A 13,509-nucleotide genomic window follows, 5' to 3' on the forward strand; every position below is an offset into this window, starting at 1 on the left:
CTGACGCTGGAGATGCGTGGGGGAGAAAAAGACATGAACACGATTTCGGACGTGATTATGGTGAAGTCCGAGCGGCATGACGTCGCTTACGTGCTGAGAATATGCTCTGTCGCGGCACTCGGAGGTATTCTTTTCGGCTATGATACGTCCGTCATATCGGGCGCGATCGGGCCGTTGCAGACGTTTTTCCACCTCTCTCCGGCAGCGACGGGATGGGCTGTCTCGAACGTGGTGGTGGGCTGCATATTCGGCGCCCTGGCATCGGGATGGCTCGCCCATCATCTCGGGCGTCGCATGACGCTCTTCGTCTGTGCGCTGCTGTTTTCGATTCAGTCCATAGGTGCGGCGCTGGCGCCGGATTTTTTCTGGTTCGTCCTTTATCGCATGCTGGGCGGCGTGGCCGTAGGCATCGCCTCGGCCGTATCTCCGATGTACATGTCCGAAGTTTCGCCCAAGGATATGCGCGGCCGGGCCTTGAGCATGGAGCAGTTCGCGATTGTTTTCGGGCAGGTCGTCGTTTTTATCGTCAACTACTTCATCGCGCGCACGGCTTCGACCGAGTGGTTGCAGACGATGGGTTGGCGCTGGATGTTCGCATCTGAAATCCTTCCCTGCATCCTGTTCTGCGCCACGATTTTCCTGATCCCAGAATCTCCGCGCTGGCACATGCTCAAAGGCCGCGAGGAAGATGCGCGCAAGACTCTGACTCGCATTTCCAACGAACGTCATGCCGGAAGCCTGATGAACGAAATTCGCGAATCGATCGGATCTGAAGAAGGGCGGTCCAGTTTCGGTCTCGCCGGGCTTCTCCGCGATCGCAATGCGCGCTGGATTGTCTTCGTCGGTGCTGCCGTGGCCGCGCTTCAGCAGGTCACCGGTATCAACGTAATGATGTATTATGCACCGATGGTGCTGAAGACGACCAGTGGCAGCATTCAGGAAGCTCTTTTCCAGACCATTTGGATCGGCGTCTCCATGCTGGTGGGCTGCATTGTCGGCGCATGGATCGTCGATCGCAAAGGACGTCGGCCGCTGATTCAGTATGGATCGATCATTATGATGGTCAGCCTTCTGGTTGTTTCGTGGGCCCTTTATTCCCAGAGTACGGGTTTGCTTGCCCTTATTGGTATGCTTGGCTTCATGTTCGCCTTCGGATTTTCCTGGGGGCCGGTAGCGTGGATTCTGGTTTCTGAAATTTTCCCCAATCGCTTTCGTGCGATCGGCATGAGTGTGGCTGTGGCCTCCAACTGGGCGGCCAATTTCATGGTGGCGCAGGGTTTCCCGATGATCAGCCAGAACGCGTGGCTGAACGCGCATTTTCATGGTGCTTTTTCGATGTGGCTCTTCGCGGCGCTGGGTGCCGTGGCGATGTGGTTCGTGATGCGATATGTGCCTGAAACGAAGGGTATTTCTCTCGAAAAAATCGAAGCGACCATGATGAGTCTGGCACCGGTGCGTCATGCGCCGATCCCCGATGAGATCGACACAGATGGCGTCAAGTCTCCGCTCACGCCGTCTCGCTGAAACTTCGCGCGATAGTGACAGACCCCGGATCGGTGTCTGTCACTATCGTCACGAAACGACGGTATGAAACCATCCGCAACGCGCGAGGATGTGAGCGGCTGGAGCGCCTTATGTCTCTTTTGTATCGTGACATATACCGGAACATATGTTCTCTCTTGCTCTGACGGATGGAATGCCGGTTGCCATCCAGGCATGGATGTGGATCGGCTTCAGGAGGACGGGCATGACGATGTCGAAGATGTTGCGTGAGGCGTGGCGTGCCGTTTCGAGCGGGGCTCGTCGGAGCGCGGGTCACGTCGCAGGGACGCCGGAGCGGGATGCAGCACTCTCACCGATCGCACTTCCGGTGGACGGACATAAATTCTCGGATTTTTTGGCGCTTTCACAATTTCTGACGGAAAAGTCTGATCTCGATCCCGCCGTCGCAACACGTGCTTTTCTGGCGTTGACCGAAGCGGACGAGGCGTTCGAGGGGCATGCAAACCGCCTTTTGGCCGCGATCCAGGATGGTCGGCTTGCGGATATGGACGGGTTCGACAGCTTCATGGCCGCGCATCCCGCTCTCAGGTCCACGGCCATGCGCATCATTTCCGCCTGGTATCTCGGCTATACCGGAACGCCCGCTCCCCTCGACACAGAGGACGATGCGCGGTTCGTCGCTTATGAAAGCGCGCTCATGTTCCGGCCCACGGCGGACGCCACCGCCGTGCCATCCTATACGCGCGGCAGGACGGATTATTGGCGCCATCCGCCCGCGTCGCTTGCGACTGACTGAAAACGTTCCGCGTTCGACCAGAGAACATAATGATGCCTATTCAATATGACGCCGACGTCATTGTCGTCGGTTCCGGCGCCGTAGGCAGCAATCTCGCCTATGAACTCGCAAAACAGGGAAAATCCGTCCTCATTCTGGAGGCGGGCGTATGGGTGCCGCGCTGGAAAATCGTGGAGAATTTTCGCACTTCGCCGCGCAAGGTCAATCGTAACGATCCCTATCCCAACGCCCCATGGGCGCCGAATTCCTATACGCCCGGCTATATTGAAAATACGGGAGAATTCGATTTCCGGCCCGGTATGTTGCGCCTTGTCGGTGGTACCACCTGGCATTGGGGCGGTGCTACGTGGCGTTTCCTGCCCAATGACATGAAGCTGCGCACGCTCTACGGCGTGGGCCGTGACTGGCCGCTTTCCTATGATGAATTGGAGCCGTATTACACGCGGGCCGAATATAATCTCGGCGTTTCCGGTTCCGATACGCAGGACCAGTCCGGTCAGCGGCGCGGCGCGGCCTATCCGCCGCGCTCCGCGCCATATCCTGTGCACAACGAGGAAGAAACCTACTATTTCCAGCGTTTGAAGGAACGCATCGGCGCGGAAGGATACGAGTTTCTGCATGAGCCGCATGTGCGGACCAACAGGCCGTATGACGGTCGGCCCGCGTGCTGCGGGAACAATAACTGCATGCCGGTTTGTCCGATCGGCGCCATGTATTCCGGCGAAGTCCACGCGAAACATGCGCAGGCGCAGGGCGCGCGCGTCATTCCCGACGCCACGGTATTCAGGATCGAAAAAGGCGACGGCGGGAAAATCGCCGCCGTGCATTATCGTACGTCCCTGGGGAATGATGCGCGCCTGACAGCACGCTATTTCGTCATGGCCTGTAACGGGCTGGAAACGCCCAAACTTCTGTTGATGTCCGACGTCGCCAATTCTTCGGACCAGGTCGGACGCAATCTGATGGATCACACCGGCATCGGCTTGCAGTTCCTGGCGGATGAACCGCTATGGACCGGACGCGGCCCCATCCAGCAAGGTGGCGTGTTCAACTGGCGGGACGGCGCGTTTCGAAGCGAGCATGCGGCGATCAAGCATGCGATCAACAATGCCGTGCCCAATCAGGAAGTGACGCGCATTCTGCTGGAACGTGGCGTGGTCGGAAAAAAACTCGATGAACAGATCCGGCATATGTCCGCGCGATGGGTCGAATTTTCAACAACGTTCGAAATGCTGCCCCATGCCCATAACAGGGTGCAGCCCTCCACGATCCGCACAGATGCACTCGGCATTCCCACCCTGAAAGTCCATTACGAAACGGATGACTATATCGCGAGAGGCGCGGCCAGGGCGCGGGAAGATTTCGCCCGCTTCGTCGCCATCATGGGCGGCACCGTTATCGAGGATCATACCGGCTGGCAAAACCGCGATCATCTGATGGGCACGGTACTCATGGGCGACGATCCGCGCGATTCCGTCGTCAATCACGAGTGTCGGAGCTGGGATCACAGCAATCTCTTCATGGCGACTACGGGCGTGATCCCGGCCAGCGGGGTGGTCAATCCCACGCTTGCGGCGATCGCTCTTGCAATCCGTTCCGCTGATATTATCGCGAAAGAGATCTGATCCATGACCGTCCGTAAAATTGCGGGTCTGGTGCTTTGCGGGATCCTTATGGGCAGCGGGCCGGCGAAGGCGTCGGAAAGCGCTTCGATTTTTTCGTCGCAGACGGGGCCTGGAGAAAACCTGGCGCAGCTTATCGCGCGCGGCGCATATGTAGCGCGGACAGCCGATTGCGCGGCCTGTCACGTCGGCGCGGATGGCGCGCCCTATGCGGGCGGGTATGAAATCGCATCGCCACTAGGCACGATCATTGCCACGAATATTTCTCCCTCGCGCACGTTCGGAATAGGCGGCTGGTCGGAAGAGGTTTTCGCGCGTGCTCTTCGCATGGGCGTCACGCCGCACGGAAACCTGTATCCGGCCATGCCTTATCCATCCTATGCCGGAATGTCGGACGAGGACGTCCACGCGCTTTATATCTATCTCACCCACGCCGTGAAACCGGTGGAGCGGGGGCCGACTGTGGGCACCAGATTGTCGTTTCCTTTCAATCTGCGCACGCTCATGACAGGCTGGAACGCTGTTTTCTCACGTCAGAAGCCCATGGCTCATGCGGCGACGGCGCCCGGAGGGATCGAGCGCGGGCGTTATCTGGTCGAGGTGGTCGGGCACTGTTCGAGTTGTCATACGCCGCGCAATTTCGCCATGGCGGAGGATCGGTCGCAATTCCTGGGCGGTGCCGCAGTGGGCGGATGGTTCGCGCCCAACATCACGTCTGATCCGATCAGCGGCATCGGGGGATGGAGCGAGGACGAACTGGTCACCTATCTGCGCACCGGTGCGGTTGCGGGGAAAAGCCAGGCGGCCGGTGGCATGGCGGAAGCGATCGAGCATGGTCTGCGACATCTCGCGGATGACGATCTGAGAGCGATCGCCCGCTACCTGAAATCGGTACCGCCGATCCGTGAAGCGGGCCAGAGAGAACCGGCCTACGGCGTCGCCTTCGCCCAGCCCTCCAATTTCGAAGCGCTCAATCTCGGTCATGATCGCTCGCCGGCCGCCATGAGGGACGGCGCGAGCACGCAGGGCGAGCAGATTTACGTGGCGGCCTGCGCGGCCTGTCATCAACTGCATGGCGAAGGGACGTCGGACCAGTTCTATCCCTCCCTGTATGCCAATACGGCGACGGGCGGAACGTCGCCCCGCAATCTCGTCATGGCGATCGTCAAGGGCGTGCATCGTGAAACGAATGACGGCACGGTGGTCATGCCCGCTTTTGGAGCCGAGTTGAACGACGCGCAGATCGCGGCGGTCTCCAATTACGTGCTCAGCCGCTTCGGCAATCCGCATCTGAGTGTCTCGGCCGCGGAGGTGGCGGGATACAGGATCGGGCGGGAAGAGCCGCTTGTCGTCAAACTCTTCGGCCCGGCCGGTGTCGTGGCCGCGCTTGGCGGCTTGGCGGCGGGGCTGGCGGGCATGTCTCTTGCGCGGAGAAGGCGAGGCGATGGATCCGACGGGGCCGTTGCGAAAATGAGGATCGAGGATTGAGGCGTGTGTCGAATGCTATTTCCGGCGTTCGGCGATGGCGGTCGCGAGCGTCATGATCAGCACCATCGTCGCGGCATTGGAGCGGAAGCCCTGGAAATCGGCTTCCATGACGTCGAGCCACAATCCCGTCGATGGAATGACCGGACTGGCCGGGCTGTCGGTGACGGCGACGATCGGCACGCACCGACGCTCAAGTTCCTTGAACAGTTCAACCGTGCGCGGCGCATAGGCGGCGAAACTGATGACGATCGCCGCGTCGCGCGGTCCGGCGGACAGCATGGCTTCCTCCTCCATGCCGGATTCCAGTCCGATCACCTGATGGAGGATTTCCATTTTTGTCAGCAGATAGGAAAGGTAGCGCGTGACGGGCATGGAACGACGCAGACCCAGGATGTAAATACGTTGCGCGCCAACGAGACGGGTGATCGCTTTTTCGAGCTTTTTCCGGTCGAGATGGTGGTGCAATGCGTCCAGAGATGCGATCGCGGCGTGGTAAAATCCGTCCAGGACGGCCACGGATGTGGCGGGTCCGCCATCCTCGCCATGCAGGGCATGCAGCCGTTCACCATAAGACGTGGATCGGCTGCGAATACGCTCGCGAAAAATTGCCTGCATTTCCGAAAAGCCGTTCAGGCCGAATGTGCGGGCGAACCGGATGACCGTGGAGGGCTGCACCTGGGCATCCGCAGCCAGACTGCTTACGGTTCCCAAGGCGATATCGTCCGGCTTTTTCAGGATGGTATCCGCGATCTGACGCAGACGGGTCGGCAGGGTCGCATAGCGTGCCCGCAATTTCTGATGGAACGCGTCGTAGCCGTCTGAGACGAGGTCGGGCTCGTGAGTCGCGGGCTGTGCTGTGCGGACATGCGTGGACGACATGGGCAGTGGCTCCGATCTGAAATGTCCCTTTTTGAAGGGAAGGCCCAAGCCAATGCGGCTTCTGAGACGTTGCAATATCACCATACGGTGAAATGAGTGAAAAAGAAAAGAAAGCACGTTCTATATGATGACAAATAACAGAACGTGTGTTCTATATGGCCGACAGATCAACCTCAGGGGTTACAAGAGATGGAATCGTCTGATTTGGACGTCATCGCGATAGGCCGCTCCTCCATTGATATCTACGGTCAGCAGATCGGTGGCCGTCTTGAAGATATGGCCAGCTTCAGCAAGGGCGTGGGCGGTTGCCCCGCCAATATCGCGATCGGCACGTCGCGCCTCGGTCTGCGTTCCGGTCTTGTGACCCGCGTGGGCAATGAAAATTTCGGCCGTTTCATTCGTGAGCAGCTGGGTCGTGAAGGCGTCGTCACGGATGGTATCGTCACAGATCCGGAACGTCTTACGGCGCTGGCCATTCTCGGCGTGCGTGACCAGAACAGTTTTCCGCTCCTGTTCTATCGGACGGATTGCGCGGACGCGGCCCTGAACGAAGAGGACATCGATCCTGCTTTTATGCGGAGGGCGAACGTCGTCGTCGTCAGCGGGACGCATTTTTCGCGCCCACACAGCGCGGCGGCCCAGCGCAAGGCCATGAAGATCGTCCATGAAAATGGCGGCAAGGTCGCGTTCGATATCGATTACCGTCCCAATCTGTGGGGCCTCGCGGCGATCGGCGAAGGGGAGTCACGATATGTCCGCTCCGATGAGGTCACGGATCACCTGATGACCATCCTCCCCGAATGCGATCTGATCGTGGGGACGGAAGAGGAGTTGCACATCGCGGGCGGAAGCGAGGATACGCTGACCGCAATCCGCAATATTCGCGCGGTTTCCAAAGGTACGATCGTCTGCAAGCGTGGCCCGATGGGCTGCGTGGTGTTCGAGGACGAAATTCCCGACGACCTTCAGGACGGCATCAAAGGGGCGGGCTTCCCGATTGAAGTCTACAACACGCTCGGCGCCGGGGATGCCTTCATGTCCGGTTTCCTGCGGGGATGGGTTCGCGGCGAACCGCTGGCCGATTGCTGCACCTACGCCAATGCCTGTGGGGCTTTTGCGGTATCGCGCCTGCTTTGCTCGTCGGAAATCCCGACCTGGGAAGAATTGCAGTATTTTCTGAAAAACGGCAGCGAACATCGCGCGCTGCGTCACGATGCGGAGCTTAATCATCTCCATTGGGTGACGACGCGCCGTCATCAGCCGACGCCGATCATGGCGTTTGCATGCGATCATCGTCTGCAACTTGAAGACATCGCCCGCGAAGCGGGTGCTTCGTTTGAAAAAATTCCGGAATTCAAGAAGCTGGTGATCGCGGCGGCCACGCGCGTGGCTCAGGGACGTCCCGGCTTCGGCGTATTCATGGACGGTATTTACGGACAGGAAGCCCTGTTCGCGGCGTCGCATGAAAAACTGTGGATTGCGCGACCGATCGAAAAGACGGGTTCACGCCCTCTGGAATTCGAATGCGGCGGCAGCCTTGGCGCGCATCTGACGGAATGGCCGACGGAACAGACCGTCAAATGCCTTGCCTTCTATCATCCGGACGATCCGGAAGATTTGAAGCTCCGACAGGAGCGCGAGCTTTTCCGCGCCTATGACGCCTGTCGCAGGATGGGTCGCGAAATCCTTATCGAGATTATCGCGGGCAAAAATGGTCCGCTCGGGCCGGACAGCGTCGCGCAGGTTCTTGACCGGCTCTACGACATCGGCATCAAACCGGACTGGTGGAAACTCGAAGGGCAGAAAAATCCGGCGGCGTGGCAGGCCATCGCCCGCGTGATCGAGGCGCGGGATCCTCATTGCCGTGGCGTGGTGATTCTTGGTCTCGATGCGCCGATCGAAGATCTGCTTGAGGCTTTCGAAGCGGCGGCCGTGACGCCCTGGGTCAAGGGTTTCGCGATCGGCCGCACGATTTTCGGCCCGTCGGCACGGGCATGGCTCGCCGGTAAACTGGATGACGAAAGCGTGGTTGCGGAAATGGCTCGGCGCTTCGCGACGTTCGTCGAAGCCTGGACGGCCATCGAAAAGCGTCGGGCGGTCTGAGGCCGGACGCTTCCAGATCGGGATTTTTGAGGATCATGACGATGAAAACGATCCGTTTAACCATGGCTCAGGCGCTGGTGCGCGCCATAATCGCGCAGAAGACGGAGATTGACGGGACGATCCGACCGTTCTTTCCCGGCATATGGGCGATTTTCGGGCATGGCAACGTGGCTGGTCTCGGTGAGGCGCTTCAGGAGAAGCGCGACGCCTTGCCGACCTATCGCGGACATAACGAGCAGGGCATGGCTTTTGCCGCGACGGCCTTTTCCAAGGCGGTGCGGCGTCGTCAGGTGATGGCCGTGACCAGTTCGATCGGACCCGGCGCCCTTAACATGGTGACGGCGGCGGGTGTGGCGCATGTCAATCGCATTCCGCTGCTCCTGCTGCCCGGCGATGTGTTCGCCAACCGGATTCCAGACCCCGTCCTGCAACAGATCGAGGATTTCGGAGATGGCACGATCAGCGCCAACGACGCCTTCCGGCCGGTTTCGCGCTATTTCGACCGTATCGCGCGTCCGGAGCAGTTGATTCCGGCCTTCCAGCAGGCCATGCGTGTATTGACCGATCCCGCTGATTGCGGACCGGTCACACTCGCATTGTGTCAGGATACGCAGGCCGAGGCCTTCGATTATCCCGAGAGCTTTTTTGCCGAGCGCATTCACCGTCTGCGTCGTATCGCGCCGGATCAGCAGGAACTCGAAGAGGCAGCGGCGCTGCTTCGCGCCGCGAAAAACCCGCTCGTCATCGCAGGCGGTGGCGTGCTGTATTCGGGTGCCGAAGCGGAACTCGCGGCGTTTTGCGCCGCGAGAGGAATACCGCTCGGCGAGACGCAGGCCGGCCGTTCGTCCGTTGCGACGTCGCATCCCATGAATATGGGCGGCATCGGCGTCAGCGGTAGTTCGGCGGCAAACGCCATGGCGGAGGACGCCGATCTCGTGATCGCGATCGGCACGCGTCTACAGGATTTCACCACGGGTTCCTGGGGACTGTTCAGGAACGCCGACGCCCGGATTCTGGCGTTGAACGTGCAGCCTTTCGACGTGGCCAAACATGCATCCGTCCCGCTGGTGGCGGATGCCAGGACGTCTCTGGCGGCGCTGGATGCAAAGCTCGGCGCATGGAAGGCGGACGCGGCATGGACGGCCAAGGCCGAGCGTGAGCGCAGGGCGTGGCTTGAAATGTCGGCGCGGTATCAGGACGCGCCAGCGGCGAGCCAGACCGGCCTTCCGACGGACGCCCAGGTGATCGGTGCGGTGCAGCGCGCGACGCGGCCGACCGATACGGTCGTGTGCGCGGCGGGCGGTCTGCCAGCCGAATTGCAGAAGCACTGGCGCGCGGAGCAGCCGGGCGGCTATCATATGGAATATGGTTTTTCCTGCATGGGTTACGAGCTGGCCGGCGCGCTTGGCGTGAAAATGGCCACGCCCGAGCGCGAAGTCGTCGTGATGCTCGGGGATGGTTCGTTCCTGATGCTCAATGCCGAAATCGCGACCTCCGTCATGCTGGGGCGGAAACTGATCATCGTGCTGCTCGACAATCATGGTTACGGCTGCATCAACCGCCTTCAGAACCATACGGGCGGCGCGCCGTTCAATAATCTCTGGCAGGACTGCAAGCAGGAGATTTTCCCGGAAATCGACTTCGTGCAGATTGCCCGTGGCCTCGGCGCGCGCGCGGAGAAGGTGGCGACTGTCGAGGAACTGACCAAGGCCGTGACCCGCGCCCGTAGCGCCGATCGCACCAGCGTTATTCTGATCGACACGGACCCCAAACCCACGACGGAAGACGGTGGCGCATGGTGGGACGTGGCGGTGCCGGAAGTGTCCACGCGTGAGCCGGTCCGCGAAGCGCGCTCGACCTATGAGCGTCTGCGCGGCATGCAGCGTCTGGCGAACTGAGGTTCGTATGATGGAGCCAATCATGCCGCAGCAGAAAAAAAAGGTCAGGATCGGCGCCAACCCGATCATCTGGAGCAGCGACGACCTGCCTTCCATCGGGGGCACAACATCGCTTGCGACATGTCTGGACCAGGCCCGTCGTGCCGGGATCGAGGGGATGGAGCTTGGGCACAAGTTTCCGACCGATGTGGAGGGTATGCGCGCGGCGCTCGCGCCCTATGGACTGGCTTTCATCTCCGGCTGGTGGTCGCTCAATCTGCTGACGCGCAGTGCGGAAGCGGAAATCGAGGCGCTTCAGCCACGGCTCGCCTTGCTCAAGGGCATGGGATGCAAGGTCTGCATCGCATGCGAGACCTCCAATGCGATCCATTCGGATTTCGACAAACCCCTATCGGAACGGCCGGTCCTGAGCGAACACGAATGGACGACGTTCACGCAACGTCTGACAGCGGTAGCAGAGTATCTGCAAAGCGAGGGGATCGATCTCGTCTATCATCATCACATGGGCACGATCGTGCAGTCCCGTGAGGATATCGGACGGCTGATGGATCTCACCGGCCCGGCCGTCAAGCTTCTGCTCGATACGGGACACGCTCTGTGGGGCGGGTCCGATCCCGCCGAACTGGCGCGCACCTATCATGCACGTATTCGTCATCTGCATGGAAAGGATATCCGCCCGATCAACCGGGCGAGGGCCGATGTCAACGACTGGAGTTTCCTGCGTGCGGTCCTTTCGGGTGTGTTTACGGTGCCTGGAGACGGCTGCATCGATTACGTGCGTATTTTAAACCAACTGCCGGATTATTCAGGCTGGATCGTTCTGGAAGCCGAGCAGGATCCGGATATTGCGGACCCGCTGATTTATGCACGGATGGGCCGTAATTATCTGGTCGATGTTCTCACACAGACGGGGCACAGATAATGTCTTCAGAACTACGCGTTCATTCGCATGCCCGCGATGAGGCCAAACGGACAGTGAAGATCACCCCGCAGAGTGCGGGCTGGAAGTTCATTGATTTCGAAGTGCGCAGGCTGGAGCCGGGAGAGTCGACCGAGGGGAACACGGAAGGCACGGAAGCCTGTCTCGTTCTCGTCAGCGGCAAGGCGCGGATCGCGGGCGCGGGCCAGGATTTCGGTCTGATGGGCGAGCGGATGAATCCGTTCGACGGTCTGCCGTGGTCGGTTTACCTGCCGCCACGGAGCACCTGGACGATCGAGGCCGAAACGCCGGTCGAGGTTGCCATCTGCCGCTCTCCGGCGACGGGCAAGTTTCCCGCGCGCGCGATCCTTCCCGACGAGGTCGGTGAAGTCGCGCGGGGGGAGGGTACCAATCAGCGTTTCATCCGCAACATTCTTCCTGATAACGCACCAGGCGAGACGCTGCTGGTCGTTGAAGTTATAACCCCGGGCGGTCACTGGTCGAGTTATCCGCCTCACAAGCACGATACGGACGACTTCCCCAACGAGACCTATCTCGAGGAGACGTATTATCACCGTCTCAAACGGGGCAGCGGTTTCGCCCTCCAGCGCGTTTATACAAAGGATGGGTCTCTCGACGAGACCATGGCCGTGTCGGATGGGGACGTCGTGCTCGTGCCCCGGGGCTATCACCCGGTCGGCGCACCGCACGGGTTTGATCTTTATTATCTGAACGTGATGGCGGGTCCGCGCCGTGTCTGGAAGTTTTCCATGGACCCGGATCAGGCTCATCTGCCGTATTGAGAACCGGGTTTCTTAAGAGACGGGCTTCTCGCAAGAGAATACGGCTTCCATTTTTCCGATCGTCGATTTTCGGATCGCCGATTTTTCTGAAGGATATTTCCCATGCCTCTTCTGCATTTCCATATTCTCGAAGGCCGCAACGAGGCCGAAATCAGGAAGCTCCTCGACACGGCGCATGAAGCCATGCTCGAGGTCTTTCAGGTCCCGCGTCGCGACCGGTATCAGCTCGTCTCCGAGCACAAGCCGTCTCACATGATCGTGGAAGATACCGGTCTCGACATTCCGCGTACGGAAAAGGTCGTGCTGCTCCAGATGTTCAGCCGCCCGCGTGGACCGGAAAAGACAGCCGAATTCTACAAGCTGTTGACGGATCGGCTCAAAGCGGAATGCGGCATCGAGCCCTCTGACGTCATGGTGTCCGTGGTCGAGAACGAAGATGCGCACTGGTCTTTCGGCAATGGTCGGGCGCAGTTCCTGACGGGCGAACTGGGCGGCAAGCCCAAGGGCTGACAGGGCCAACCACACGGCTCGGGCTCCTCTTCGGGCCGTGTGCCGGGAACAGTGCCGACGCGGCAGGCGGGAGGCGTCAGGCGCCATAGGGATAGAGTTCAATGACAGAAGAAAACGGTTTCACTCTGGCCGTCTGCGCCGAGATGGTTTTCCGCGACCTTCCCATGACCGACCGTGTGCGTGAAATTTCCGCACGCGGGTTTTCCGTCGAGATATGGGACTGGACGCGTCACGATATCGATGCGCTGGCCGCGACGGGCGCCGATTTTACGTCGATGACCGGCTATATTCGCGGCACGCTGGCGGATGATGTGGGCGCCGATGAACTCCTGGCGACAGCGGCGGAGTCCATTCCCATCGCCAGGAAGCTCGGAATCCCACGCCTGAACCTGCATGGAACGGGGCTCGATCCCAACGGTTTGCCCCTCAAGCCGTCATGCGGCGAGACCGGCGCGATGTGGCTCAAGGCCTATGACACGCTGAGCCGCATCGCGGAACTCGGTGAAAAGCATGACGTGATGTTCGTGCTGGAGAACCTCAATGCACAGGTGGATCATCCGGGTGTACCATTCGGCACGGCACAGGCATGTTACAGCCTGATCAAAGCTGTCGATCACCCTGCGCTGCGCATGATGCTGGATCTGTACCACGCCCAGATCGGGGAAGGAAACCTGATTGCGCTCCTGCGTGAGACCTTCCCTTATATCGGCGAAATTCAGGTGGCGGATGTTCCGGGGCGATGCGAGCCGGGGACCGGTGAGATCAATTATCCGGCCATTGCCCGTGAACTCCGTAAGCTCGGTTATCGGGGCACGATCGGCATGGAAGCCTGGGCATCGGAAGATGACGTGCTGGCGCTGGACCGTTTCAGGGCCGCGTTTACGGTATGATTTTTCCAGTGCGGCAATCCGTGAACGTCTCGTGGCCTTTATCTTAGACTTGTGCATGGGTCGTGCGTGTTCCCGGCTCGCCTGAATATGGCCGCACC

General features: G+C 60.0%; 11 protein-coding genes. 10 read left to right on the plus strand and 1 reads right to left on the minus strand.

The window, feature by feature from the left end:
- The first annotated feature begins 33 nt into the window (after nt 1-33).
- The 4 genes from PWM43_RS10030 to PWM43_RS10045 all read left to right on the plus strand — a co-directional run bounded on the left by PWM43_RS10030 (nt 34) and on the right by PWM43_RS10045 (nt 5,409).
- On the plus strand, nt 34-1,524 hold the full coding sequence (locus tag PWM43_RS10030) for a sugar porter family MFS transporter (protein WP_289842367.1): 1,491 nt from the start codon (nt 34-36) through the stop codon (nt 1,522-1,524).
- 145 nt (nt 1,525-1,669) lie between these two features.
- On the plus strand, nt 1,670-2,299 hold the full coding sequence (locus tag PWM43_RS10035) for a sugar dehydrogenase complex small subunit (protein WP_289842368.1): 630 nt from the start codon (nt 1,670-1,672) through the stop codon (nt 2,297-2,299).
- 29 nt (nt 2,300-2,328) lie between these two features.
- A complete protein-coding gene (locus PWM43_RS10040) occupies nt 2,329-3,924 on the plus strand; it encodes a GMC family oxidoreductase (protein WP_289842369.1) in 1,596 nt (531 codons plus the stop codon).
- Between the two features lie 3 nt (nt 3,925-3,927).
- Nucleotides 3,928-5,409 carry a c-type cytochrome gene (locus PWM43_RS10045; protein ID WP_289842370.1) on the plus strand — a complete coding sequence of 494 codons (1,482 nt, stop codon included), beginning with the start codon at nt 3,928-3,930 and terminating at the stop codon, nt 5,407-5,409.
- A gap of 15 nt (nt 5,410-5,424) precedes the next feature.
- Here PWM43_RS10045 and PWM43_RS10050 read toward each other — a convergent pair whose 3' ends face one another.
- Nucleotides 5,425-6,288, minus strand: coding sequence for a MurR/RpiR family transcriptional regulator (locus PWM43_RS10050; RefSeq protein ID WP_289842371.1), 864 nt, complete (start codon nt 6,286-6,288; stop codon nt 5,425-5,427).
- Nucleotides 6,289-6,477: 189 nt separating this feature from the next.
- Between PWM43_RS10050 and PWM43_RS10055 the strand changes: the two genes are divergently transcribed.
- The 6 genes from PWM43_RS10055 (at nt 6,478) to PWM43_RS10080 (ending at nt 13,411) form a co-directional block, all read left to right on the plus strand.
- Nucleotides 6,478-8,391: a bifunctional 5-dehydro-2-deoxygluconokinase/5-dehydro-2-deoxyphosphogluconate aldolase gene (locus tag PWM43_RS10055; protein WP_289842372.1), complete on the plus strand. Its 1,914-nt coding sequence runs from the start codon at nt 6,478-6,480 to the stop codon at nt 8,389-8,391.
- A 41-nt stretch (nt 8,392-8,432) separates the two neighbouring features.
- Complete coding sequence (gene iolD, locus PWM43_RS10060) at nt 8,433-10,289, plus strand: 3D-(3,5/4)-trihydroxycyclohexane-1,2-dione acylhydrolase (decyclizing) (protein WP_289842373.1); 1,857 nt, start codon at nt 8,433-8,435, stop codon at nt 10,287-10,289.
- Nucleotides 10,290-10,311: 22 nt separating this feature from the next.
- Nucleotides 10,312-11,211: a myo-inosose-2 dehydratase gene (iolE, locus tag PWM43_RS10065; protein WP_289842374.1), complete on the plus strand. Its 900-nt coding sequence runs from the start codon at nt 10,312-10,314 to the stop codon at nt 11,209-11,211.
- Nucleotides 11,211-12,011 (plus strand): 5-deoxy-glucuronate isomerase, encoded by an 801-nt coding sequence (iolB, locus tag PWM43_RS10070; protein ID WP_289842375.1) that lies wholly within the window; start codon nt 11,211-11,213, stop codon nt 12,009-12,011. The genes iolE and iolB overlap by 1 nt, the downstream gene beginning before the upstream one ends.
- A gap of 102 nt (nt 12,012-12,113) precedes the next feature.
- Nucleotides 12,114-12,521 carry a tautomerase family protein gene (locus PWM43_RS10075; protein WP_289842376.1) on the plus strand — a complete coding sequence of 136 codons (408 nt, stop codon included), beginning with the start codon at nt 12,114-12,116 and terminating at the stop codon, nt 12,519-12,521.
- A gap of 101 nt (nt 12,522-12,622) precedes the next feature.
- The gene (locus tag PWM43_RS10080; protein WP_289842377.1) at nt 12,623-13,411 is read left to right on the plus strand and encodes a TIM barrel protein; all 789 of its coding nucleotides are present in this window, start codon (nt 12,623-12,625) and stop codon (nt 13,409-13,411) included.
- The last annotated feature ends 98 nt before the right edge of the window (nt 13,412-13,509 follow it).

This window comes from Brytella acorum (genome assembly GCF_029309905.1).
Classification (GTDB): domain Bacteria; phylum Pseudomonadota; class Alphaproteobacteria; order Acetobacterales; family Acetobacteraceae; genus Brytella; species Brytella acorum.